Source organism: Streptomyces roseoviridis (genome assembly GCF_039535235.1).
GTDB lineage: Bacteria > Actinomycetota > Actinomycetes > Streptomycetales > Streptomycetaceae > Streptomyces > Streptomyces roseoviridis.
In genome coordinates this window covers 1,019,088-1,041,212 of the sequence record NZ_BAAAWU010000001.1, presented here as the reverse complement: position 1 = coordinate 1,041,212, position 22,125 = coordinate 1,019,088, and the positions used below count along the sequence as shown (strand labels likewise).

Below are 22,125 nucleotides of genomic sequence, written 5' to 3'. Positions count from 1 at the left end.
TCTTATGGCTGTCAGAGCGGCATGAGAGCCTCCTGGCATGAGCTACGACCTTGCTGTCTGGGAAGGCGAGAGGCCGGCGGATGACAAGACCGCTGGCCGGGTCTTCGACGACCTGTACGACCGCTACATTGACAGCGAGGTGGAAGAGCCTCCGTCCGAGCGCATCGCGGCTTACGTGGCCACGTTGCTTGAGCGGTGGTGCGACCTCACCGAGGACGAGGAGGACACCTCGCCCTGGTCAACCGGGCCGCTGATCGGCGAGGCCAGCGGCCCGCTGATTTACTTTCCCATGCGGTGGGGCATGGCCGAGGAGGTGTCGGCGTACGCGGCGGCCGTGGCGGAGTCCATGGGGCTGGTCTGCTTCGACGTACAGCAGAACCGGCTCAGGCCGTAAGCAGAGCCGTCAGTCGGCGGTAGCCGATGAGGGCTGCGGCTATGCCGACGAAGGCGAGGAAGTGTTCGGCCTTGCGTTCGTAGCGACGGTGAAGTCGTCGGCAGCCGGCCAACCAGGACACGGTTCTTTCGACCACCCACCGATGCCGGCCCAGCCGCTGCGAGGACTCGACACCCTTGCGGGCAATGCGATGGCGGATGCCGCGCTCGCGAAGCCATCGGCGCAGGTGGTCGTAGTCGTAGCCCTTGTCTGCATGCAGCTTCGCCGGCCGCCGACGCCGGGGACCACGACGGGATCGGATCGGTGGGATGCCGCACACAAGCGGCTCCAGGCCCAGACTGTCGTGCATGTTCGCGCCGGAGATGCCTAGGGACAGCGGCAGTCCGTTCCGGTCGCAGATCAGATGAATCTTCGATCCCGGCTTGCCGCGGTCGGTCGGATTCGGTCCCGTCAGCGGCCCCCTTTTGCCGCCCGCAGACTGACCGAGTCGATCGCGCACCGCGACCAGTCCAGCTCGCCCCGCGCGCCGAGTTCGTCGAGGATCACGCGGTAGAGCCGGGCCCAGACCCGTTCCTGGCTCCACTGGGCGAACCGGCGGTAGACCGTCTGCCAGGCCGGGCCGAACACCGGTGGCAGCTGCCGCCAGGTGCAGCCCGACGTCGCCACGAAGATGATCGCCGCCAGGGCTTCGCGGTCACCTGACCGGCGGCGGCCACCGCCCTGCGGGCGTATCACCTCAGTCGGTGGCACCACCCGCCGGAACAGCACCCACAACTCGTCCGGCACCAGTCGCTCCACGAGATCCGCCATGCACGGATCAACGAACGATCACGCCATAAGAAACGACGTCTTAAAGCGATTTCGAGCGGACGTCGCCTCCTCCGTACGGCCGGAGGAGGCGACGCCCGTCCGGCCCGGCCCCCCGCGGTTCGCGGCCCTCGCCGTCGGACGTCCCGCGCCTGCGCGTCGGCACAGGAAATCTCGGTCGACACCGTCTGACGGGCTTATTAGGGTCGCCGACGTGACGACCGAGCTGAACGACGCCGCCCGCGCGCTTCTTGACGACGTGAATCCCGCGGTCCTGGCCACGGTGAACCCGGACGGCAGCCCGCAGACCTCGGTGGTCTGGGTCGCCCGGGACGGGGACGACCTGCTGCTGTCGTCGGCCGCCGGCCGCCGCAAGGTCACCAACGTGGAGCGCGACCCCCGGGTCAGCCTGACGGTCTACGACCGGGCCGACCCGCTGCGCTACCTGGAGGTCCGCGGCACCGCGACGGTGGCCGAGGACGAGGGCCGGAAGCTGGCCGTCGCACTGGCCGAGCAGTACGAGGGGCCCGGCGCGGGCGCGGAATACCTGGAACTGCCGCCGGAGGTGGTGCGGGTGGTCGTCAGGATCACCCCGCGGCGGCTGATCGGCACCGTCACCCACTGAACTCACCGTTTCCGAGCGGGGCACGTCACCCGCCCGACGATCGCCTTGCCCGGACCGCCCTGCACCCGCTGCCGCTGTGGCGTCGGGCCCCGATCTGTCTTTTACTTGTAGACGTGCGGAGAGCCGCCGGCGCGAGGCCCGGACACTCCCTCTGACCCGGCCGCTGTCCCGGGCCCTTCACCTCCCCGATGCGCCGGCTCCGCGAGCACGACGGCCACCGCCACCGGTTGGCCGGATCGCGTATGACCGCGGCAGGTGAGCTCATGCTGACGCTTCCATCACGCGGAGCGGCCGCGTTCGTACTCCTGGCGGCCGCCCTGGCCCCCGTTTCGGGCGGTGCTCCGGCCGCCGCTTCGAACGCCAACCTGTCCACTGCGGTGTATCTGTCTGATGGTTCGCGGTTCCCGGGGTGGTCTCAGTGGAGTGATCGGGATGGTGGTTGGATCGATGGGATGCCGTGGGTTGCCGGGGATTTCAATGGTGACCGGAGGGCGGATCTGGCGACTGTCTGGAACAACGGTGGTTCGAATACGATCACGGTGAGTCTGTCGACGGGGTCGGGGTTCAGGCGCGGTCACTGGGCGACGAACGCGGGTGGCTGGATGGATACGACCAAGTGGGCCGCCGGGGATTTCAACGGTGATGGGAAGAGTGATCTCGCCGCGTCCTGGAACAACGGTGGCAGTCTGTCGACGGCGGTGTATCTGTCTGATGGTTCGCGGTTCCCGGGGTGGTCTCAGTGGAGTGATCGGGATGGTGGTTGGATCGATGGGACGCCGTGGGTTGCCGGGGATTTCAATGGTGACCGGAGGGCGGATCTGGCGACTGTCTGGAACAACGGTGGGTCGAATACGATCACGGTGAGTCTGTCGACGGGGTCGGGGTTCAGGCGCGGTCACTGGGCGACGAACGCGGGTGGCTGGATGGACACGACCAAGTGGGCCGCCGGAGATTTCAACGGGGACGCGAAGAGCGACCTCGCCGCGTCCTGGGCCAACGGCAGCACGGCCGGCGCTGAGGATTGCCAGAAGGCGGAAGAACGGTACGCCGGCTATGTCGACAAGGTTCCCCAGACCGCCGCCGACGTCACCAACGCCGAGCACGCGCTGCTCCACCTCGTGAACGTGGAGCGCTCACAGCGCGGTCTCGCGCCGCTCTGCTTCAACGGCCACCTCGCCACTGCGGCGCGGGCGCACTCGGAGAACTGGGCGACCGCCCCGGACCGCAGCTGTCCGTCCAACCCGAACTGGTTCGGATGCGGTCACTGGGACTCCCGGGCCGGATACGCCTGGCCGGAGGACCGCATCGCCAAGTCGGGCTACGGCGGTTACCGCACGATGAGCGAGAACACCCAGAACGGCGGAGGGCGCAGCGACGGCAGGAACGTCGTGCCCGCGGGATGGACCTGGGGCACCCCGAAGGCCGCGGTCCATTGGTGGATGCATCACGACCCCGAGAACAACTACGCCAACAACGGGCATCGCCGAGCGATCCTCGACCCCCGCTTCAAGGACGCGGGTCCCGGTGTCGGTCGCTACACCGATGGCGACGGCAACCGTGCCGCGACCTTCACCCTGATGTTCGGGGCCCGTTGACCCCGGCGCACTCGACGCCAGGTCGGCGAACCCCCTTCTAGGCGGGCAACTCGTCCCGGAACGGGGCGAGTCCGTCCACCGACTTGGTGGCGTAGAACTCCACGATCCGGTACGCGCAGACGCCCTCGACGGTGAACGGGTCGGTCGCCACGATCTTCTCGATCTCCTCGCGACCGACCCCGCCGGCCAGGATCACCCCGCCGTCCCGCGGATTCTTCCGCCCGGAGGCCAGGAACACCCCGGCGGCGTACTGCGCGTCGAGCCACTCGACGTGGGCGGGGATCAGCGCGTCGACGCGCTCGACGGGCGCGGTGTAGGTGAGCTCCAGTACGAACATGATCGTCAGGCTACCCGGTGCCGCCACCGGGTCACCGGGCCGTCCGACCACCGGCCGCCCGGGTCACTGTGCCGTCCGGCGACCGGCCGTCCGAGTCACTGCGCCGTCCGACCACCGGCCGCTGGGCCACTGCGGCGTCCGGCCCGTCCGGCCACCGGTCGGCTGGGCCACTGCACCGTCCGGCCACCGGCCGCCCGGGTCAGTGCACCGTCCGGCGACCGGCCGTTCGGGCCCCCGACCGTCCGGCTACCGGCCGCCCGGGCCCCAGGCCGTACGTGGGCGTCTCCGGCGTATCCGGGCGGCGCGCCTGCCGGTCAGGCTGCCACCGCCCCCAGCGGTCTCCTCCCGCCTCCTCTAACCTCCTCCCGTGACCGAACTCTCCTCCCACCACCGCGCTACGGCCGACGCCTACGACGCCGTCGCCGTCCTCTACTCCGAACTGCCGCGCCCCGACCTCGACTCGCTGCCCCTCGACCGCGCCGTGCTCACGGCGTTCGCCGAGACCGTGCGGGCCGAGGCCGCCGGGCCGGTCGTGGAGGTCGGGTGCGGCCCGGGGCCGGTCACCGCGCGGCTGCGGGACCTGGGCCTCGACGTCTTCGGGGTCGACCTGTCGCCGGTGATGATCGCCCTCGCCCGCGAGACGTACCCGGACCTGCGGTTCGAGGTCGGTTCCATGGACGCGCTCGACGCGGTGGGCGTGGCCGACGGCGGGCTGGGAGGCGTCGTCTCCTGGTATTCGGTCATCCACACCCCGCCGCAGGACCTGCCCCGGTACTTCGCCGAGTTCCGTCGGGTCCTGGCGCCCGGCGGCACCCTCCTCCTGGCCTTCTTCGAGTCGGAGGGCTCTCCGGTCACGGCCTTCGACCACAAGGTGGCGACGGCCTACCGATGGCCCGTCGACGCACTCGCGGGCCTGGCCGCCGAGGCCGGCTTCACCGAGACCGGCCGGATGCTGCGGGAGCCCTGCGAGGGCGAGCGGTTCCGCCGGGGGCACCTGCTGCTGCGCGCGGACGGCGGGGCGGCGGCATGACGATCATCGGGATTCCCCAGGGCTGGCCCGCCGACGAGCGGACCGCGCTGGCCGTGCAGGAGGATCTGCGCGGACGGCTGGAGCTGGGTGAGCCGGGCCCCGGGGTCGGCGAGGGGAACGTGACCGGGGTCGACGTGGCGTACGACGACGAGCGGGACCTGGTCGCGGCGGCGGCCGTCGTCCTCGACGCCCGGACCCTCGACGTCGTGGCGGAGGCCACCGCCGTCGGCCGGGTGTCCTTCCCGTACGTGCCGGGGCTCCTGGCCTTCCGTGAGGTCCCCACCGTCCTCGCCGCGCTCGGGCGCCTCACCGCCGACCCCGGGCTGCTGGTCTGCGACGGCTACGGGCTCGCCCACCCCCGCCGCTTCGGCCTGGCGAGCCACCTCGGCGTGCTCACCGGGCTGCCGTCGATCGGCGTCGCCAAGAACCCGTTCACCTTCGGCTACGAACAACCGGGGGAGCAGCGGGGGGAGTTCAGCGCCCTCGTCGCCGAGGGCGAGACCGTCGGCCGGGCGCTGCGCACCCGCGCCGGCGTCAAGCCGGTCTTCGTGTCGGTCGGCCACCGGGTCTCGCTGGAACGGGCCTGCGCGCACACGCTGCACCTCACCCCGCGCTACCGCCTTCCCGAGACCACGCGCCGCGCCGACGCGCTGTGCCGCCGCGCCCTGGGGGAGGCCCTGACCGCACAGAGCGGCTGACCACCGGGTGCGGGCGGCCACCGGTGCGGCTGCCCACCCGTACGGCTGAGTACCTGTACGGATACCGGCCCGTGACCGCCGGGCGGCAGAGTGTCCCGCATGACTTCCCCCGGTCCGAACACTCCCGGTCCCGACACCACCGCTCCCGCTCCCGGCCCGCGTACGCCCGGCTCTCCCGCCGCCGGCCCGATCGGCACCCTGCAGTGTGTCGTCCTGGACTGCCCCGACGTCCTGGAACTGGCCACGTTCTACCAGCGGTTGCTCGGCGGCGAGATCAACCGGCCGGACCCGCAGTGGGCGGTCGGCGACTCCTGGGCCACGCTCCACGGGGCCTCCGGCGCTCCGGTGCTCGCCTTCCAGGGCGTCGCGGACCACCGGCCGCCGGTCTGGGGCGCGCCCGAGCAGCAGTTCCACATCGACGTGCGGGTCGCCGATCTGGACGCCGCCCACGACGCGGTCATCGCACTCGGCGCCTGGCGCCTGGACGCCGCCACGGACGACGAGAACCGGGCCTGGCGGATCTACGCCGACCCGGCCGGCCACCCCTTCTGCCTCGTCAGACACTGAACGCGGCGGCGAGGTGGCCGGAGCCTCAGCCCGAGTACGCCACCCGGAAACGCAACCCCGCCGCCCGCAGCCGTCCGAGCAGCGCGTCGCCCATCGCGACCGCCGTCGTGACCTGCCCCGAGGTCTTCGGCAGCTCGTCGAGCGCGAGGCAGAGCGCCGACTCGGCCAGCATCTTCGCGGTCTCGCCGTAGCCGGGGTCGCCGCCCGAGACCTCGGTGAAGACACGGCGCCCGCCGCCCTCCCCGACGAAGCGCACGGAGAACCAGCTGCGCGCCCGCCGCTCGGCGCCGGGGCCCTGGCCCGACTCGTAACGCCCCATCAGCCAGCGCCGCACCGCCGGTAGTTGGGCGGCGAGCACGCCCGTGGTGACGGCGGCCGTGCCGCCCAGGGCCATCGCGAGGGTCTTCACCGAGGCGTAGTGGCGGTAGCGGAAGTCGGGGCCGTACCGTTCGAGGGCGGCCGCCGAACGCGCGACCACCTGGGGGTCCAGCGTGGGAAGCGGCAGCGCCCATGTGCCCGTCTCGCGGCTGAACCGGGGTCCGCCCAGCGGCGCGCGGGCCCGCCGGGTCACCAACCGCGGTTCGTGCAAGCGCCGTTCGTGTGCGGCGCGCAGGATCTGCCGGCCGCGGCCGAAGGCGGTCAGGGCCGAGGCGAAGGTGCCGCCGGAGAAGACCGCCCCGGCCCGTACGAAGCCGTCGATCCGCAGCGGCACCCCCTCCGGCAGCTGCCGCACCGTGTAGTAGACGCCCAGGTCGTGCGGCACGGAGTCGAAGCCGCAGGCGTGCACGAGCCGGGCGCCGGTCTCCCGGGCGCGGGCGTCGTGGCGTACGTACATCCGGTCCACGAACTCGGCCTCGCCGGTCAGGTCCAGGTAGTCGGTGCCGGCCTCCGCGCACGCGGCGACGAGCTCCTCGCCGTACCAGACATAGGGGCCGACGGTGCTCGCCACCACCCGCGCCGACTCCGCCAGTGCGCGCAGCGACTCCGGGTCGGTGGAGTCGGCGACGATCAGCGGGATCCCGGCGCAGTCCGGCCACTGCCCGGCGAGCCGGTCACGCAGGGCGGCGAGCCTGTCGCGGCTGCGTCCGGCGATCGCCCAGCGGCAGCCCGCGGGGGCGTGCTCGGCCAGATACTCCGCGGTGAGCTCCCCCACGAACCCGGTCGCCCCGAAGAGAACCACGTCGTACGGCCGTACGACCGCCCCATTGTCCATCCAGCCCAGCCCCTCCGATGTCGCCCGCGCGGTCTCCCGGCGCGCATGTCGTCGGCGGACTCTAGCGGAAGTCCCGCAGCGGGCGGCCCGCCCGGTCGCCCTGGAGATTTCCAAGCGCTTGCTCGGCCCGGGGGCTTGTGCCGAGTGGAACGCGTTCCTAGCATCTCCGGTGTTACATCATCACTGTCACACCCGCGGCGGATCCACCGCGGACACCCACCCCCAGGGGGCCCGATGACGACACCGCACCCGCCCGCCCGCGGCCCGCTCGCCGGCGTCCGCGTGGTCGAACTCGCCGGCATCGGCCCCGGTCCCTTCGCCGCCATGCTCCTCGCCGACCTCGGCGCCGACGTCGTCCGCGTGGACCGGCCCGGCGGCCCCGGCCTCGGCATCGACCCCGCCCGCGACCTCACCAACCGCAACAAGCGCTCCGTCCTCGTCGACCTCAAAGCGGACGACGGGCCGGACACCGTGCTCGACCTGGTCGCACGCGCCGACATCCTGATCGAGGGTTACCGCCCCGGCGTCGCCGAACGCCTCGGCGTCGGCCCCGACGCCTGCCTCGCCCGCAATCCGCGCCTGGTCTACGGGCGGATGACCGGCTGGGGCCAGAGCGGACCGCTCGCCCCCACCGCGGGACACGACATCGGCTACATCGCGATCACCGGCACCCTCGGCATGATCGGCCCCGACCCCGACGGGCCGCCCACCGTTCCCGCCAACCTGGTCGGCGACTACGCGGGCGGCTCCCTCTACCTCGTCATCGGCGTCCTCGCCGCCCTCCAGCACGCCCGTACCCACGGCGAGGGCCAGATCGTCGACGCCGCCATCGTCGACGGCACCGCCCACCTCGCCACCATGATCCACGGCATGCTCGCCGCCGGCGGCTGGCAGGACCGGCGCGGAGTCAACCTCCTCGACGGCGGCTGCCCCTTCTACGGCACCTACGCCACCTCCGACGGCGGATACATGGCCGTCGGCGCCCTGGAGCAGCGGTTCTACGACGAGTTCGTCCGGCTCCTCGGCATCGAGGACAGCGCCCCGGCCCGCCACGACCCCGTCCGCTGGGGGGAACTGCGCGCCGCCGTCGCCGAGCGCTTCCGGAGCCGTACGAGAGCGGAGTGGACCGCGGTCTTCGAGGGCACCGACGCCTGCGTGGCCCCCGTCCTGTCGCTGTGCGAGGCCCCCGCCCATCCGCACCTCGCCGCCCGCGGGACCTTCGTCGAGCACGACGGGCTGGTCCAGCCCGCCCCCGCGCCCCGCTTCTCCGCGACCCCGGGCGCCGTCCGCACCGGCCCCGCCCTGCCCGGCGCCCACACCGCCGACGTGGCCCGCGACTGGGCCGTCCCCTCCCTCCGCCCCGATGACGCCGCCAAGGAGTCCTCCGCATGAAGCGCCAGCTCTACACCGCCGACCACGAGGCCTTCCGCGAGACCGTCCGCACCTTCCTCGCCAAGGAGGTGCTGCCCCACTACGCGCAGTGGGAGAAGGACGGCATCGTCTCCCGCGAGGTCTGGCGGGCCGCCGGACGGCAGGGCCTGCTCGGCCTCGCCGTCGACGAGGAGTACGGAGGCGGCGGCAACCCCGACTTCCGCTACAGCGCCGTCCTCGCCGAGGAGTTCACCCGGGCCGGCACGCCCGGCCTCGCCATCGGCCTGCACAACGACATCATCGGCCCCTACCTCACCTCGCTCGCCACCGAGGAACAGAAGCGCCGCTGGCTGCCCGGCTTCTGCAGCGGGGAGACCGTCACCGCCATCGCCATGACCGAACCCGGCGCCGGCTCCGACCTCCAGGCCATCCGCACCACCGCCGAGGACCACGGCGACCACTGGGTCCTCAACGGCTCCAAGACCTTCATCTCCAACGGGATCCTCGCCGACCTCGTCATCGTCGTCGCGAAGACCAGCCCCGAAGGCGGCGCCCACGGACTCTCCCTCCTCGTCGTCGAACGCGGCGCGGCGGGCTTCGAACGCGGCCGCAACCTCGACAAGATCGGCCAGAAGTCCCAGGACACCGCCGAGCTCTTCTTCCACGACGTCCGCGTCCCCAAGGAGAACCTGCTCGGCGAACTCAACGGCGCCTTCGTCCACCTCATGACGAACCTGGCCCAGGAACGGCTCGCCATCGCGGTCGCCGCCATCGCCGGCGCCGAACACCTCCTGGAGCTCACCACCGCCTACGTCAAGGAGCGCGAGGCGTTCGGCCGGCCCCTCGCCCGCCTCCAGCACGTCCGATTCGAGATCGCCGAGCTGGCCACCGAATGCGCCGTGACCCGCACCTTCATCGACCGCTGCGTCGAGGAACACGCGAACGGCGGCCTCGACGCCGTCCACGCCTCCATGGCCAAGTGGTGGTCCACCGAACTGCAGAAGCGGGCCGCCGACCGCTGCCTGCAACTGCACGGCGGATACGGCTACATGAGCGAATTCCCGGTCGCCAGGGCCTTCACCGACGGCCGGATCCAGACCATCTACGGCGGGACGACCGAGATCATGAAGGAGATCATCGGCCGCTCCCTGCTCGCCTGACCCTCACGCGAAAGGCTCTGCCCAGTGACCACCGAAGCGTACGTCTACGACGCGATCCGCACCCCGCGCGGCCGCGGCAAGGCCAACGGGGCCCTGCACGGCACCAAGCCCATCGACCTCGTCGTGGGCCTCATCCACGAGATCCGCTCCCGCTTCCCCGGCCTCGACCCGGCCGCCGTCGACGACATCGTCCTCGGCGTCGTCGGCCCCGTCGGCGACCAGGGCTCCGACATCGCCCGTATCGCCGCCATCGCCGCGGGCCTGCCCGACACCGTCGCCGGAGTACAGGAGAACCGCTTCTGCGCCTCCGGCCTCGAAGCCGTCAACATGGCCGCCATGAAGGTCCGCTCCGGCTGGGAGGACCTCGTCCTGGCCGGCGGCGTCGAGTCCATGTCCCGGGTGCCCATGGCCTCCGACGGCGGCGCCTGGTTCGCCGACCCCATGACCAACCTGGAGACGAACTTCGTCCCCCAGGGCATCGGCGCCGACCTCATCGCCACCATCGAGGGCTTCACCCGCCGCGACGTCGACGAGTACGCCGCCCTGTCCCAGGAGCGCGCCGCCGCGGCCTGGAAGGACGGCCGCTTCGACCGCTCCGTCGTCCCCGTCAAGGACCGCGCCGGCCTCACCGTCCTCGACCACGACGAGCACCTGCGCCCCGGCACCACCGCCGACTCCCTCGCCAAGCTGAAGCCCTCCTTCGCCGACATCGGCGAGCTCGGCGGCTTCGACGCCGTGGCGCTGCAGAAGTACCACTGGATCGAGGAGATCGACCACGTCCACCACGCCGGCAACTCCTCCGGCATCGTCGACGGCGCCTCCCTCGTCGCCATCGGCTCCAAGGAGGTCGGCGAGCGCTACGGCCTGACCCCGCGCGCCCGGATCGTCGCCGCCGCCGTCTCCGGCTCCGAGCCGACCATCATGCTCACCGGCCCCGCCCCCGCCGCCCGCAAGGCGCTCGCCAAGGCCGGCCTCACCATCGACGACATCGACCTCATCGAGATCAACGAGGCCTTCGCCGCCGTCGTCCTGCGCTTCGTCAAGGACATGGGCGTCTCCCTCGACAAGGTCAACGTCAACGGCGGCGCCATCGCGCTCGGCCACCCGCTCGGCGCCACCGGCGCGATGATCCTCGGCACCCTGGTCGACGAGCTGGAGCGGCAGGACAAGCGCTACGGCCTCGCCACCCTGTGCGTCGGCGGCGGCATGGGCATCGCCACCATCGTCGAGCGCGTCTGACCGCCCGTCCGAACCCCCTTACGGAGAAGCAGCAGTCATGAGCGAGAGCACCACCATCCGCTGGGAGCAGGACGAGACCGGCGTCGTCACCCTCGTCCTCGACGACCCCGACCAGTCCGCCAACACCATGAACTCGGCCTTCCGGGCCTCCATCACCGCCGTCGCCGAGCGCGCGGAGGCCGAGAAGGACTCCATCCGCGGCATCATCTACACCTCCGCGAAGAAGACCTTCTTCGCCGGCGGCGACCTCAAGGACATGATCAAGGCCGGTCCCGAGGACGCCCAGGCGATCTTCGACGCCGCCATGGAGATGAAGAACGCGCTCCGCCGCATCGAGACCCTCGGCAAGCCCGTCGTCGCCGCCCTCAACGGCGCCGCGCTCGGCGGCGGCTACGAGATCGCCCTCGCCTCCCACCACCGCATCGCCCTCGACGCCCCCGGCTCCAAGATCGGCCTGCCCGAGGTCACCCTCGGCCTGCTCCCCGGCGGCGGCGGCGTCACCCGCACCGTACGCCTCATGGGCATCACCGACGCCCTGCTGAAGGTGCTCCTCCAAGGCACCCAGTACAACCCGCGGCGCGCCCTGGAGAACGGCCTCGTGCACGAGCTCGCCGCCACCCCGGAGGAGATGCTCGCCAAGGCCCGCGCCTTCATCGACACCCACCCCGAGTCCCAGCAGCCCTGGGACGTGCCCGGCTACAAGATCCCCGGCGGCACCCCGTCGAACCCGCGCTTCGCCGCCAACCTGCCGGCCTTCCCCGCCAACCTGCGCAAGCAGCTGAACGGAGCGCCCTACCCCGCCCCGCGCAACATCATGGCGGCGGCCGTCGAGGGCTCCCAGGTCGACTTCCAGACCGCGCTCACGATCGAGAGCCGCTACTTCACGGAGCTGGTCACCGGCCAGACCGCGAAGAACATGATCCAGGCGTTCTTCTTCGACCTCCAGGCCGTCAACTCCGGCGCCAACCGCCCGCAGGGCATCGAGCCCCGTACGGTCCGCAAGGTCGCCGTGCTCGGCGCGGGCATGATGGGCGCCGGCATCGCGTACTCCTGCGCCCGCGCCGGCATCGAGGTCGTCCTCAAGGACGTCAGCGCCGAAGCCGCAGCCAAGGGCAAGGCGTACTCCGAGAAGCTCTGCGCCAAGGCCGTCGCCAAGGGCCGCACCAGCCAGGAGAAGGCCGACGCGCTCCTCGCCCGCATCACCCCGACCGCCGACGCCGCCGACCTCGCCGGCTGCGACGCCGTCATCGAGGCGGTCTTCGAGGACACCGCCCTCAAGCACCGGGTGTTCCAGGAGATCCAGCACGTCGTCGAGCCCGACGCGCTGCTGTGCTCCAACACCTCCACCCTCCCCATCACGGGCCTCGCCGAAGGCGTCGAGCGGCAGAGCGACTTCATCGGCCTGCACTTCTTCTCGCCGGTCGACAAGATGCCGCTCGTGGAGATCATCAGGGGTGAGCGCACCGGCGACGAGGCCCTGGCCCGCGCCTTCGACCTGGTCCGCCAGATCAACAAGACGCCGATCGTCGTCAACGACTCGCGCGGCTTCTTCACCTCCCGGGTGATCGGGCACTTCATCAACGAGGGCGTCGCCATGGTCGGCGAGGGCGCCGAGCCCGCGTCCGTCGAGCAGGCGGCCGCCCAGGCCGGCTACCCGGCGAAGGTCCTCTCCCTCATGGACGAGCTGACCCTCACCCTGCCCCGCAAGATCCGCAACGAGACGAAGAAGGCCGTCGAGGCCGCCGGCGGCACCTGGGTCACCCACCCCGGCGAGATCGTCATCGACCGCATGGTCGACGAGTTCGGCCGCCCCGGCCGCAGCGGCGGCGCCGGCTTCTACGAGTACGGCGAGGACGGCCGGCGCGGCAAGCTCTGGCCCGGCCTGCGCGAGCACTTCACCAAGCCGGAGGTGGACATCCCCTTCCGGGACATGCAGGAGCGGATGCTCTTCGCCGAGGCCCTCGACACCGTCCGTCTCCTGGAGGAGGGCGTGCTCACCTCCGTCGCCGACGCCAACATCGGCTCCATCCTGGGCATCGGGTTCCCGGCCTGGACCGGCGGCGTCCTGCAGTACATCAACGGCTACGAGGGCGGGCCCGGGGGAACGGCCGGCGTGGCCGGCTTCGTGGAGCGGGCCCGCGAGCTCGCGGCCACCTACGGCGAGCGGTTCAACCCGCCGGCCCTGCTGATCGAGAAGGCCGAGCGGGGCGAGGTCTTCACGGACGCCCGGTAGTCCTGAAGGCGCTCCTCAGCTCCTCGCTGAGGGACCGCTGGAAGGCCGTGACGAGGGCCTGGATCACCATCGGCTGCATGTGCGCCGAGAGCGACTTCATCGCCGCCAGGTGGTCCGGGTCCTCGCCGCTCTCCCGGTACGGGTTCCACACCTGCTCCTGGAAGAGCCGGGCCAGCTCCTCGGCGGCGGCGCGGGCGTGCTCCAGCAGGACGGTCCGCGAGGCCAGGATCGTCTCGTGCTCGATGGGCACGTCCAGCAGCTCCACCCCGAGGCGCAGCAGCGCCCCGTCCAGCCGGAAGACGTCCGGGTCGGGCCCCTTGTCCAGCACGCCCATGGCGGCCAGCCGGTCCACGTCCCGGTCGGCCAGCGGGCGCCCCGCCCGCCGCTGGAGCTGCTGCCGGGTGATCTCCTCGGCGGACTCCGGCGCCCAGGAGGCCACCAGGGCCCGGTGGACCGCCAGGTCCCGCGCGCTGAGGTCGGGCGGCAGCTGCTCCAGGTACCGTTCGATCGCGGCGAGCGTCATGCCCTGGCGCTGCAGCTCCTCGATGAGGGCGAGCCGGGACAGGTGCTCGGGCCCGTAGCGCCCGACCCGCCGCGGGCCGATCACCGGCGGCGGCAGCAGGCCCCGCGTCCCGTAGAACCGCACCGTCCGCACGGTCACCCCGGCCCGGGCGGCCAGCTCGTCGACCGTGTAGGTCGGCACGGTGGCGGCCCGCTCCTCGCCCTGGTGCACGTCGCTCGCCTGGTCCATGGTGCAACAGTATTGCTGTCTCACCAGGCATGTAAAAGACTCGGCCCGTTGTCAGTGCGGGCCCGTACGGTGGCGCCATGACGGTGATCGAGTACGTGCGGGGGGACGCCACGGCGCCGCGGGGCAAGGGCGTCAAGATCGTGGCGCACGTCTGCAACGACCTGGGGGGGCTGGGGCAAGGGCTTCGTCCTGGCCGTCTCGCGGCGCTGGCCGGAGCCGGAGGCGGCCTACCGACGCTGGCACCGCGAGCGCGCGCGGAACGACTTCGGGCTCGGCGCGGCCCAGTTCGTCCAGGTGGAACCGTACGTGTGGGTGGCCAATCTGGTGGGCCAGCGCGGGATGCGGACGGGGCGCAGCAGTGGGGTGCCGGTGCGGTACGAGGCGATCGACACGGCCCTCGGCCTGCTCGCCGAGCGGGCGGTCGAGCTCGGCGCGTCCGTGCACATGCCCCGGATCAGCTGCGGGCTCGCGGGCGGGCGGTGGTCGCGGGTCGAGCCGCTGATAGCGGAGCGCCTGTCGGCGCGGGGGATAGCGGTCACGGTGTACGACTTCGGGGCGTAGCGGACCGGACGGGAGTGCTGGGGCGCTCCGGTGGGGCACCTCGTGCGAGGGGCGGGGGCGGCGGGCGCTAGAGTCATGCGCCTGTTCGAATTCAGGGGCATGACAGGGGAGGGCCATGCAGGCGCAACTCAGGGAGACGGCCACGGAGTTGGCCGCGGTCCTGTGGCGGGAGCACACCGTCTACCGCGAGCGAGGCGGCGGGGTGGTGATCCGGGGGGAGCACGTGCGGCGCTGGATCAGTCTGGCACCGACCGGCGGCAAGGACCAGGCGCTGGTCCGCGCCGGACGGATCCTGGACGGCGGGACGACCGCGCCCGCCCGCCTGGAGGCCGTGGTGGACCTGACCGCCGGCACCACCGAGCTGGCCGCGGTCTGCCGCCGCCTCCTCGCCGAGACCGCCGCCGACGCGGCCCCGTCCACCGCGAGCGCCCGCCCCGCCCGGCCGACCGTCCGCGCCCGCTCCGCGCGCCCGCCCAAGGCTCCCAGGACGCCCCGCCCGCGCAAGGCGCGCCACACGGGCATCGGTTCGTGGGTGGTGCTGCTCTGCGTCGGCGGCGTGGTGGCCCTGTGGGCGTACAGCGCCTTCGGCAACGCGTACTAGGACGCGGGCACGGGGGTGGAAAGCGGGCTCCGGTCGACGGCTGCGGTGCCCGCGGGCTTCGCCCGGCGGTTGCGTTCGTTGATCCGTCCACCTTGCATTCCATGCAGCATCGAGGAGGTTGCATGGAATGCAAGGGTGGGGCGGGGTCCTTGGCTTGCGATCACGATGCGGCAGTGCTCGTCTGGAAGAGGTGGGGGAAAACGGCACTCACCCGCCTGGAACGTGGCGTTGGCAGGGCGAGGGGGTCGACGGTCTCGGCCGGAAGCCGCAGCAAGGTCTCCGTCGCGGTCGCCCGCGGATCCGGCCCGGTGCGCTCACCGGACCACCCGTGCTGCCTCGTCACGGGGAGGTTCGCCATGTCACACGCCTCTGCTGCCGGCCGCCCCCTGCGCCAGATCATGGCGCTGCTCGTGACGGTCGCCCTGACGCTCGGTCTCTCGGCCGTGATGACGGTCACCTCGTCGAAAGACGCTGCCGCCCTCTGCTCCGCCGACCGCTTCAACGGGAAATGGCGCTCGTCCGACCCCAGGCTGAAGCGCATCGACATCTGGCAGGGACAGGACTGCCAGCTCTACGCGAAGGCCTGGTCCGTCTGCGAGCACGACAAGTCGCGCATCTGCAGTTGGGGAACCCGGAAGATGGGCGACAGCCCCGAGCCGAACTTCCGGTTCTTCTATTACAACTGGAGCAACGCCAACGAGGTGCTGCAACTGCGGATGAAGGACCGGTCCCACATCTCGGTATGGGACCGCACCGACTTCCACGACGGCACGAAGCAGACCATCTCGGTGACGATGTACAAGAGCAGCTGAGCACCCGCCCAAGCCCCGACCGACGCCGACGCGCCCCCGACGGACGACCTCGGACGAACCGCCGAGGGTGCGCCCGCGCGCGGCCACGACTGCCGGACCACGAACGATGTTGAGAGACCATGACCGCCCTTGAGCGACTTCAGCACCTCATGAAGCCGCCGAGCAAGGGTGCCTCCATCGACTGGGACGACATCGCGGCGGCGTACGGCACCCGGTTCCCGTCTGATCTACCGGGACTTCCTGGCCGTCTACGGCAGCGGTGACATCGACGGCATGCTGGCCGTCTTCGCTCCGAGCGCGGATCCTTCTACGCCTTCGCGTCGTACCTCAAGGCTTCCGGCAGATCTTCTCGATCTGCCGGAGGTCGACGAGTGGAACGACCCGCTGCACGCCGAGCGCCATGGCCCGGCGGACATCATGGTCTGGGGGGAGACCGCGGAGGCGGACGTACTGGGCTGGATCACCAGCAGCCACGAACCCGACACATGGCCCGTGGCGGTCTATCCGCACGGGGGCGCGTGGACGGTGCACGACTGCACCATGACGGCATTCCTGCTGCGGTTCCTGACGGGAGAATTCAACGGGAACCCGACAGGGCTGACGTGTCTGTTCGGCAAGGGCGCCGCGGAGTTCGGAGCCGACTGACATGGCGGGCAGTGGGACGCTGTCGTCGCCGCTCAGCCGACTGCTGAGCCTCGGACGAGAACACAGCTGCCTCCGTCGGCTGGAGACGAGGAGTCCGACGCCGCCGTGCTTGAACGGGGAACCCGCTCGCGGACAGACTGCTTCCATGGGATCACCAGGCATGGCCATCAGGGGACAGATCGGGGATCGGCGATGAGTGTCGGCCTCCCTTCTTCCGCTATCACCCAGACCCCCTGGCAAGCGGGTCCATCCGCGCGTCCGCCGAAGTATGCGCTTGCTGCGAGCGCGGCAGGGAGTGGATCTACACGGCCACCTTCTACACGGCGCACGAGGTCAACGGACGTTTCTGCCCGTGGTGCATCGCGGACGGGAGTGCGGCCGAACGTTTCGAGGGCGAGTTCACCGACTCCTACGGGCTGGAGGCTGTCAGCGAGGACGTCTTGCACGAGGTCACCCGCCGCACCCCTGGCTTCCATGCCTGGCAGGACCCGCACTGGCTCGTCCACTGCCAGGAAGCCGCCGCCTTCGTGGGTGAAGTCGGATACACCGAGCTGGCGGCGCATCCTGAAGCCCTCGATCAGCTGCGGACCGACATGCGCCTCGACGGTTGGAACGACGAAGACCGGCTTGAGCACTTCCTGATCCACCTGGGCGGCGGGGCGACCGCCATGCTCTTCCGCTGCACCGTGTGCGGCGTTCATCTCGCGTACGCCGACGCCTCCTAGCCAGACACCTCACGTTGCTATGCCGACAAGCTGACCGCTCTGGATGCGGTCAGCCGGTGGCAAAGGCAGACAGCAGGGTGTCGGTTCGCAGCCTGAGTTCAGGGGCCTCCGCTCCCGCGACGCGGACGGACATCTCTTCGCCGCCGATGGCTCGGGCAAGACTCACCTCCAGCGTGGCGTTCACGCCGACCAGTGGATACGCGTACCAGAGGTCAGGGTTCTCGTCGTCGGTGTCCTGGACTGCGGTTTCGATGGTGCGCCAGTCGGTGGCATCGAACTCGTATCCGGCGTAGAGCGACAACAGTTCCAGGAAGGCACGCAGGTTGCGGCTCCAGATCCACCCGTCGATCGGCTCGGTCATGTCTCCCCCATCCGTGAGGTAGTCAGGATGGCAGGCCGTGATCGAGTCAGGCGGCGGCCGCGATCACTTCGGCCGGGAAGGCAGCTTGCTCGTCGAAGAGTTCCCGCTTCTGGAGGCAGTGGTAGAGCTGTCCGATCATGCGGTTGAAGAGGTTGCGCTGGGCGGCCGCGTGCCAGTCTCCTTGTTCGCGGCGGCGCCGGTAGTGGGCGTTCGCGCCGGTGGATGCCCGGAGCGAGGCGAAGGCCCAGAGGTAGCCGGCGTGGTTGAGGCGGTCGTTCTTCACCCAGCGTCTGGTGATGGAGGACTTTTTGCCGGAGGCGCGGGTACGGGTGAGGAGCCGGCGTAGGCCTTCAGGCCGCGGGCGTCGGCGAACCGGGTGCGGTCGTCGCCGATCTCGGCCAGGGCTCGAGCGGCGAGCTGGATGCCGAGGTCGGGGAAGCTCAACAGAATCTCGGCGTCCGGGTGCTGAGGGAATGCCTCTTCGACCGCTTCGGCGAGCTGGTCGGCGGCGGTGCAGGCGGCGTCAAGCTGGATGAGGAGGGCGAGCATCTGCTTGCCGAGCGCGTCCTCGACCAGCGGAGGCTGGTGGGCCCACTCGGCACGGAAGACTTCGCGGACGCGGTCGGCCTCGGCTTCGATGCCGCGCTGGCGGCCGGCGGGCTTGAGCGCGGCCTGGATCTGAGTGCGAGTCAACCGCGCGGCCCGGGCCGGGGTCGGGGCGGTCTTGAGGAGTTCGCGGGCCTCGGGGCGACACAGGCCGTTGGTCCAGGTGGCGAAGGCGGCCAAGGCGGCGGGGTAGTACTCGCGCAGCAGGGAGCGGAGCTGGTTGGCGAGCTGCTGCCGGTTCCACAAGGAGTCCTGCTGGGCTCGGGCAAGGACGCCGATCGCGCGGCCGAGGTCGCTGTCGTCGGGCAGGGGCCGGTGGGCGTGCATGTCGGTGCGGAGGATGTTGGCCAGGACCAGGGCGTCGCCGGGGTCGGACTTCTTGCGCGAGACGCTGTGCCGGTCGCGTAGCGGGCGGCGGCCATCGGGTTGATGGCAAACACCTTGCGTGTGCCGGTCCGCAGGACGGCCACCAGCAGGCCGCGGGAGGTCTCGATCGCGACCGGGATCGGGTTCTCGGCGGTGTCGCCGTACTCGGCGAGCAGTTCCAGCAGGATCTTGTAGCCGGCCGCGTCGTCGGTGATGTGCCGCTTGGCGAGCAGCTGGCCGGTGTCGTCGACCAGGGCGACGTCGTGGGTCCGTTCCGCCCAGTCGATTCCGCAGTAGATCAAGATTCCCTCCCCGGACTTCGGTGTTTGCTCTGGTCACGAGCGCATGCGGGCCACGCAGCGACCTCATCCCAGGCCTCGGCCGCATCGCGGTCGGGCCGCCACCTCACTAGCCGTTCGTGGCACCAGCGCACTCACGGGCCTCGGTCTGCGCGGGAGCTCGGGCGGCTCGGGCGTATCGAGAGGTCACCGTGCGATGGGCTCGCACCACCAACGCAAACGAGTGATCAGGTCGAGAGGTGTTGACGCACGACGGCCCTGAACGCCGCCGCTCTCTTAATAGGCATCGATGCCGGGTGAGTTTCGGGCGTCCGTCCAGCGCCGATCGGCGCCAATACCGCTCGTAGTGGCGGCCACGGCAACGCCGAGCGTCGCTGCTCTGGCTGGAGACGTCACGGTCCGGTCTGTCAAAGGCATCCGTCCGGCGCCCACGTGACCGCCACCACTCGCACCGCGACCGCGCACCGATCTAAGTTGAGGCCTCGACGGCCCGGCTGCACCTGGATGTCACGGTCTGGTACTCGAACGCTCCGAGAAGCCCCTGCGTCTGCGGAACGCTCATAACTACGGATTAGGCACTGTCCGGCGGATCATGACGATGGCAGAGTGTTTCCGTGAGTTACAGCGTCTTCCTGCTCCGGTTCGTGGACCGCGAGGTTGTCGCGTTGGACACCGAACGGTTCCGACAGGTGACGGAGCCGTACGTGGTGGCGGGCAGTTCGGAGGACGGCTTCTCACAACTCCGCGCAGAGGACGGGGGCGAAGCGGATCTCTACCACGAGTCCCACGGCGAGAGCGGGATGTTGTGCGTGACGGCGACGCACTTCGCCAAGGGCGCGATGCTCGGTGTGCTCTCCCGGCTGGCCGCAGCCCTCGAAGCCTCGATCGTCCCCCAGGACGGTGACGCGCTGATCTTCCACGAGAAGGAGCGTCGTCACCTTCCTGCGGAGCTTCAGGGGAACGCGGTTGTCATCGTTCCCACGGCGGACGCGTTGCAGGCCGCATTCGATGCGCGCTGAGCGTTTCCGCGCCCGACCAGGGTGCCCGTTCTCCGGATCACGGGCGGAGCCACGAGCGAATTGCCGCAGCGGCGACTGTGCCGTGGAGGACGTAGGCCCTCTTGTCCTAGCGGGTGCGACCGCCCTGGAGTTCTCGAGCCGGTTGATCGTCCGCTCGACCTCGTTGCGGCGCTTGTGGACCTCGCTGTTGAAGCCGGTGGGCCGGCCGCCCTTGCCGCCGCGTCGTTTGTGGTTGGCCCGCTGGTCCTTCGGCTCGGGAGTGGTGTGTTCGATCTGGCGCCTTCGCAGACAGCTGCGGTTGCGGCGTGAGCTGTACGCCTTGTCGCCGCCCAGGTGTTCCGGCCGCGCGCGGGGGTGACCGCCCTGGGGGCGGGGAACGCGGATGCGCGCGAGGACCTCGATCATCTGTGGCGCCTCGAAGCGGACGCGAGCCCGCCGCGCTGTCCTGCCCGTGACCACGATCGGTGGTCCACGGGCTCATGTCGTCCATGTCCTTCGAACCGCCGCCGTCGCCGGATGGGCCCGGCGCGGTATCAGGCTCTCAGGCGGTGCTTCGGGCCTCTTCGCGGTCCGGCTCCGGTAGCGGGTGGTTCTTCGGCTTTCCGGCAGGGGGCGAGGTGATCAGCAGTACGGCCGCTCCAAGGAGTGCGACGACCGTGACCCAGGCCGCGCCGACGTGCATCGCGTGGAGGAACGCGCGGTCCGCGGCCTGGGCGAGGGCGGGCTCGTGGAGAGCGGTGGCGACGTGGCGGGCCTGTTCGGCGGAGACGCGCGCTTGCTCCTGCACCGGGCCGGGCATGCCCTCCAGCGCGGGTTCGATCGCCCGGCGGTACACGATCGACATGATCGTGCCGCCGACCGCGATGCCGATCACGCTGCCGGTCTGCCGCACGGTGTTGGTGACGGCCGATCCCGCACCGGCCTGTTCCAACGGCAGATCGCTGATCATCGCGGCCGTGACGGGTCCGATCACCATGCCGATCGACAGCCCCTGGACCAGCAACAGGATCTCGATCCAGACGAGCGGCGTCTGGAGCCCGAGAAACGCGTATCCACCCATGGTCAGCGCGGCCACCGTGAGCGCCGGCACGGCGACGAGGCGCAGCGGCAGGCGGCGCACCAGGCGCGAGGCGAGCGGCGCGCCGACGAGCGCGCCGAACGCGGTGGGGATGTTCGCCAGACCCGCCTTCATCGGTGAGTACCCGAGCGCTCCTTGCAGATAGAAGGCGTTGTAGAAAGTGATGGCGGCCACGCCCAGAAGCAGCAGTCCGAGCGCCGCGTTGCCGCCGGCGAATGCCCGTCGTGCGAACAGCCGCGGATCAAAGCCGGGCACCTTGACCCTGAGTTCGACGAGGACGAAAACGGCCAGCAGAACCAGACCGGCGACGATCGGCGCCCAGACGTCGGTACGGCTCCACGCGGTCACCTGGCCCGCCCGGATCAGCCCGTAGGCCAAGGCCACGAGTCCGCTGATCGACAACAGCATTCCCGCGGGATCCAGGGGGCGCGGAGTGGGGCTGCGGAAATTCGGAACCAGCACGGCGAGGCCGATCAGCGCCGATACGGCGACCGGGACATTCACCAGAAAGACCGAACCCCACCAGAAGTGGTCGAGCAGGAACCCTGCCAGCACCGGCCCCGCGGCCATTCCCACACCGGCCGACGTCGAGAAGACGCCGATCGCGGCAGCCCGCGCGGGGCCGGTGAAGGTCCACATGAGGATGGCCATCATGGCGGGCGTGATCAGCGCACTGCCCACCCCCATCGCGGCGCGAGCCGCGATCAGCAGGCCCGCGTCGGCGGCGTACGCCGCCCACAGCGAAGACGCGGCGAAGACCACCAGCCCAGCGGAGAACACGGTCCGGTGACCGAACCGGTCGCCCAAGGCGCCCGCGGTGAACATCAGCGTCGCGAAGACCAGCGTGTAGGCACCGGTGGCCCATTGCAGCTGACCGGGATCGGCCCCCAGTCCACGAACCGGGTCGGCAAGGGTCTCCAGTGCCGTACTCAGGACGGTGTTGTCCAGCCAGATCAGCAGCGAACACATCATGAGAACCGAGAGAATCAGCCGCTGCCTGGATTTCGGCAACGTGGGAGGCGTGGTCATGAA

Annotated in this window: 21 protein-coding genes and 4 pseudogenes; 17 read left to right on the top strand and 8 right to left on the bottom strand. The window is 70.9% G+C overall.

The genetic code is table 11. The features are described 5' to 3' along the window. The first annotated feature begins 37 nt into the window (after positions 1-37). On the top strand, positions 38-394 hold the full coding sequence (locus ABD954_RS04520; protein WP_345484056.1) for a hypothetical protein: 357 nt from the start codon (positions 38-40) through the stop codon (positions 392-394). Here the strand turns inward: ABD954_RS04520 and ABD954_RS04515 are convergent. Further along, positions 384-1,204 (bottom strand): IS5 family transposase gene (locus tag ABD954_RS04515; RefSeq protein WP_382745999.1). Its coding sequence is split into 2 segments (ribosomal slippage): positions 384-854 and positions 857-1,204, totalling 819 coding nucleotides; the frame shifts between segments, so codons are not numbered across the junction. The genes ABD954_RS04520 and ABD954_RS04515 overlap by 11 nt on opposite strands. A gap of 211 nt (positions 1,205-1,415) precedes the next feature. Between ABD954_RS04515 and ABD954_RS04510 the strand changes: the two genes are divergently transcribed. The 3 genes and pseudogenes from ABD954_RS04510 to ABD954_RS04505 all read left to right on the top strand — a co-directional run bounded on the left by ABD954_RS04510 (position 1,416) and on the right by ABD954_RS04505 (position 3,421). Continuing rightward, the gene (locus ABD954_RS04510) at positions 1,416-1,826 is read left to right on the top strand and encodes a PPOX class F420-dependent oxidoreductase (protein WP_345484441.1); all 411 of its coding nucleotides are present in this window, start codon (positions 1,416-1,418) and stop codon (positions 1,824-1,826) included. 188 nt (positions 1,827-2,014) lie between these two features. Next, a pseudogene (locus ABD954_RS33555) lies at positions 2,015-2,476 on the top strand (FG-GAP repeat domain-containing protein); the annotation flags it as partial. A gap of 273 nt (positions 2,477-2,749) precedes the next feature. Further along, entirely contained in the window at positions 2,750-3,421 is a 672-nt protein-coding gene (locus tag ABD954_RS04505; protein WP_345484440.1) for a CAP domain-containing protein, read from the top strand. A gap of 37 nt (positions 3,422-3,458) precedes the next feature. On the opposite strand, the gene ABD954_RS04500 is transcribed toward ABD954_RS04505, so the two are convergent. Continuing rightward, positions 3,459-3,758, bottom strand: a complete 300-nt coding sequence (locus ABD954_RS04500) for a YciI family protein (RefSeq protein ID WP_345484439.1) — start codon at positions 3,756-3,758, stop codon at positions 3,459-3,461. A 367-nt stretch (positions 3,759-4,125) separates the two neighbouring features. Between ABD954_RS04500 and ABD954_RS04495 the strand changes: the two genes are divergently transcribed. From ABD954_RS04495 to ABD954_RS04485, 3 genes are all read left to right on the top strand, one after another. After that, positions 4,126-4,788, top strand: a complete 663-nt coding sequence (locus ABD954_RS04495) for a class I SAM-dependent methyltransferase (protein ID WP_345484438.1) — start codon at positions 4,126-4,128, stop codon at positions 4,786-4,788. Beyond that, positions 4,785-5,486, top strand: coding sequence for an endonuclease V (locus ABD954_RS04490; RefSeq protein ID WP_345484437.1), 702 nt, complete (start codon positions 4,785-4,787; stop codon positions 5,484-5,486). Before ABD954_RS04495 ends, ABD954_RS04490 begins: the two co-directional genes overlap by 4 nt. Before the next feature lie 99 nt (positions 5,487-5,585). Beyond that, on the top strand, positions 5,586-6,053 hold the full coding sequence (locus ABD954_RS04485; protein ID WP_345484436.1) for a VOC family protein: 468 nt from the start codon (positions 5,586-5,588) through the stop codon (positions 6,051-6,053). Between the two features lie 25 nt (positions 6,054-6,078). Here ABD954_RS04485 and ABD954_RS04480 read toward each other — a convergent pair whose 3' ends face one another. Then, complete coding sequence (locus ABD954_RS04480) at positions 6,079-7,266, bottom strand: saccharopine dehydrogenase family protein (RefSeq protein ID WP_345484435.1); 1,188 nt, start codon at positions 7,264-7,266, stop codon at positions 6,079-6,081. A 234-nt stretch (positions 7,267-7,500) separates the two neighbouring features. Between ABD954_RS04480 and ABD954_RS04475 the strand changes: the two genes are divergently transcribed. From ABD954_RS04475 to ABD954_RS04460, 4 genes are read left to right on the top strand one after another with little or no spacing between them, the layout of a single operon-like run. Further along, the gene (locus tag ABD954_RS04475) at positions 7,501-8,658 is read left to right on the top strand and encodes a CaiB/BaiF CoA transferase family protein (protein WP_345484434.1); all 1,158 of its coding nucleotides are present in this window, start codon (positions 7,501-7,503) and stop codon (positions 8,656-8,658) included. After that, positions 8,655-9,797, top strand: coding sequence for an acyl-CoA dehydrogenase family protein (locus ABD954_RS04470; RefSeq protein ID WP_345484433.1), 1,143 nt, complete (start codon positions 8,655-8,657; stop codon positions 9,795-9,797). The genes ABD954_RS04475 and ABD954_RS04470 overlap by 4 nt, the downstream gene beginning before the upstream one ends. A 24-nt stretch (positions 9,798-9,821) precedes the next feature. Then, positions 9,822-11,036, top strand: a complete 1,215-nt coding sequence (locus tag ABD954_RS04465; RefSeq protein WP_345484432.1) for an acetyl-CoA C-acetyltransferase — start codon at positions 9,822-9,824, stop codon at positions 11,034-11,036. Between the two features lie 37 nt (positions 11,037-11,073). Beyond that, positions 11,074-13,269 carry a 3-hydroxyacyl-CoA dehydrogenase NAD-binding domain-containing protein gene (locus ABD954_RS04460; RefSeq protein ID WP_345484431.1) on the top strand — a complete coding sequence of 732 codons (2,196 nt, stop codon included), beginning with the start codon at positions 11,074-11,076 and terminating at the stop codon, positions 13,267-13,269. Here ABD954_RS04460 and ABD954_RS04455 read toward each other — a convergent pair. Continuing rightward, positions 13,253-14,020 (bottom strand): MerR family transcriptional regulator, encoded by a 768-nt coding sequence (locus tag ABD954_RS04455; RefSeq protein ID WP_345484430.1) that lies wholly within the window; start codon positions 14,018-14,020, stop codon positions 13,253-13,255. The genes ABD954_RS04460 and ABD954_RS04455 overlap by 17 nt on opposite strands. Before the next feature lie 77 nt (positions 14,021-14,097). Between ABD954_RS04455 and ABD954_RS04450 the strand changes: the two are divergent. The 5 genes and pseudogenes from ABD954_RS04450 (at position 14,098) to ABD954_RS04430 (ending at position 17,364) form a co-directional block, all read left to right on the top strand. Further along, a pseudogene (locus tag ABD954_RS04450) lies at positions 14,098-14,581 on the top strand (macro domain-containing protein). A gap of 115 nt (positions 14,582-14,696) precedes the next feature. Further along, entirely contained in the window at positions 14,697-15,182 is a 486-nt protein-coding gene (locus ABD954_RS04445) for a hypothetical protein (protein ID WP_345484429.1), read from the top strand. A gap of 356 nt (positions 15,183-15,538) precedes the next feature. Continuing rightward, positions 15,539-15,994: a hypothetical protein gene (locus ABD954_RS04440; protein WP_345484428.1), complete on the top strand. Its 456-nt coding sequence runs from the start codon at positions 15,539-15,541 to the stop codon at positions 15,992-15,994. 168 nt (positions 15,995-16,162) lie between these two features. Beyond that, complete coding sequence (locus ABD954_RS04435; protein WP_345484427.1) at positions 16,163-16,639, top strand: hypothetical protein; 477 nt, start codon at positions 16,163-16,165, stop codon at positions 16,637-16,639. Positions 16,640-16,776: 137 nt separating this feature from the next. After that, the gene (locus ABD954_RS04430) at positions 16,777-17,364 is read left to right on the top strand and encodes a CbrC family protein (RefSeq protein ID WP_345491960.1); all 588 of its coding nucleotides are present in this window, start codon (positions 16,777-16,779) and stop codon (positions 17,362-17,364) included. A gap of 49 nt (positions 17,365-17,413) precedes the next feature. Here ABD954_RS04430 and ABD954_RS04425 read toward each other — a convergent pair whose 3' ends face one another. Both ABD954_RS04425 and ABD954_RS04420 read right to left on the bottom strand, forming a co-directional pair. Beyond that, the gene (locus tag ABD954_RS04425) at positions 17,414-17,725 is read right to left on the bottom strand and encodes a hypothetical protein (protein ID WP_345484426.1); all 312 of its coding nucleotides are present in this window, start codon (positions 17,723-17,725) and stop codon (positions 17,414-17,416) included. A 46-nt stretch (positions 17,726-17,771) separates the two neighbouring features. Continuing rightward, positions 17,772-18,999: pseudogene (locus ABD954_RS04420) on the bottom strand (IS110 family RNA-guided transposase). A gap of 611 nt (positions 19,000-19,610) precedes the next feature. Here ABD954_RS04420 and ABD954_RS04415 point away from each other — a divergent pair. After that, a complete protein-coding gene (locus tag ABD954_RS04415; protein WP_345484425.1) occupies positions 19,611-20,015 on the top strand; it encodes a hypothetical protein in 405 nt (134 codons plus the stop codon). Positions 20,016-20,052: 37 nt separating this feature from the next. Here ABD954_RS04415 and ABD954_RS04410 read toward each other — a convergent pair. Together ABD954_RS04410 and ABD954_RS04405 are read right to left on the bottom strand one after the other, a co-directional pair. Beyond that, positions 20,053-20,432 (bottom strand): annotated as a pseudogene (locus ABD954_RS04410) (transposase family protein); the annotation flags it as partial. 124 nt (positions 20,433-20,556) lie between these two features. Continuing rightward, positions 20,557-22,122: an MFS transporter gene (locus ABD954_RS04405; RefSeq protein ID WP_345491958.1), complete on the bottom strand. Its 1,566-nt coding sequence runs from the start codon at positions 22,120-22,122 to the stop codon at positions 20,557-20,559. Positions 22,123-22,125: the final 3 nt, after the last annotated feature.

Bases quoted from the DNA above. Each gene is read 5' to 3' on its own strand.
- ABD954_RS04445 (WP_345484429.1), top strand. From the start codon at position 14,697: ATGCAGGCGCAACTCAGGGAGACGGCCACGGAGTTGGCCGCGGTCCTG.
- ABD954_RS04425 (WP_345484426.1), bottom strand. From the start codon at position 17,725: ATGACCGAGCCGATCGACGGGTGGATCTGGAGCCGCAACCTGCGTGCC.
- ABD954_RS04475 (WP_345484434.1), top strand. From the start codon at position 7,501: ATGACGACACCGCACCCGCCCGCCCGCGGCCCGCTCGCCGGCGTCCGC.
- ABD954_RS04490 (WP_345484437.1), top strand. From the start codon at position 4,785: ATGACGATCATCGGGATTCCCCAGGGCTGGCCCGCCGACGAGCGGACC.
- ABD954_RS04455 (WP_345484430.1), bottom strand. From the start codon at position 14,020: ATGGACCAGGCGAGCGACGTGCACCAGGGCGAGGAGCGGGCCGCCACC.
- ABD954_RS04500 (WP_345484439.1), bottom strand. From the start codon at position 3,758: ATGTTCGTACTGGAGCTCACCTACACCGCGCCCGTCGAGCGCGTCGAC.
- ABD954_RS04460 (WP_345484431.1), top strand. From the start codon at position 11,074: ATGAGCGAGAGCACCACCATCCGCTGGGAGCAGGACGAGACCGGCGTC.
- ABD954_RS04485 (WP_345484436.1), top strand. From the start codon at position 5,586: ATGACTTCCCCCGGTCCGAACACTCCCGGTCCCGACACCACCGCTCCC.
- ABD954_RS04505 (WP_345484440.1), top strand. From the start codon at position 2,750: ATGGACACGACCAAGTGGGCCGCCGGAGATTTCAACGGGGACGCGAAG.
- ABD954_RS04470 (WP_345484433.1), top strand. From the start codon at position 8,655: ATGAAGCGCCAGCTCTACACCGCCGACCACGAGGCCTTCCGCGAGACC.
- ABD954_RS04405 (WP_345491958.1), bottom strand. From the start codon at position 22,122: ATGACCACGCCTCCCACGTTGCCGAAATCCAGGCAGCGGCTGATTCTC.
- ABD954_RS04520 (WP_345484056.1), top strand. From the start codon at position 38: ATGAGCTACGACCTTGCTGTCTGGGAAGGCGAGAGGCCGGCGGATGAC.
- ABD954_RS04440 (WP_345484428.1), top strand. From the start codon at position 15,539: ATGTCACACGCCTCTGCTGCCGGCCGCCCCCTGCGCCAGATCATGGCG.
- ABD954_RS04480 (WP_345484435.1), bottom strand. From the start codon at position 7,266: ATGGACAATGGGGCGGTCGTACGGCCGTACGACGTGGTTCTCTTCGGG.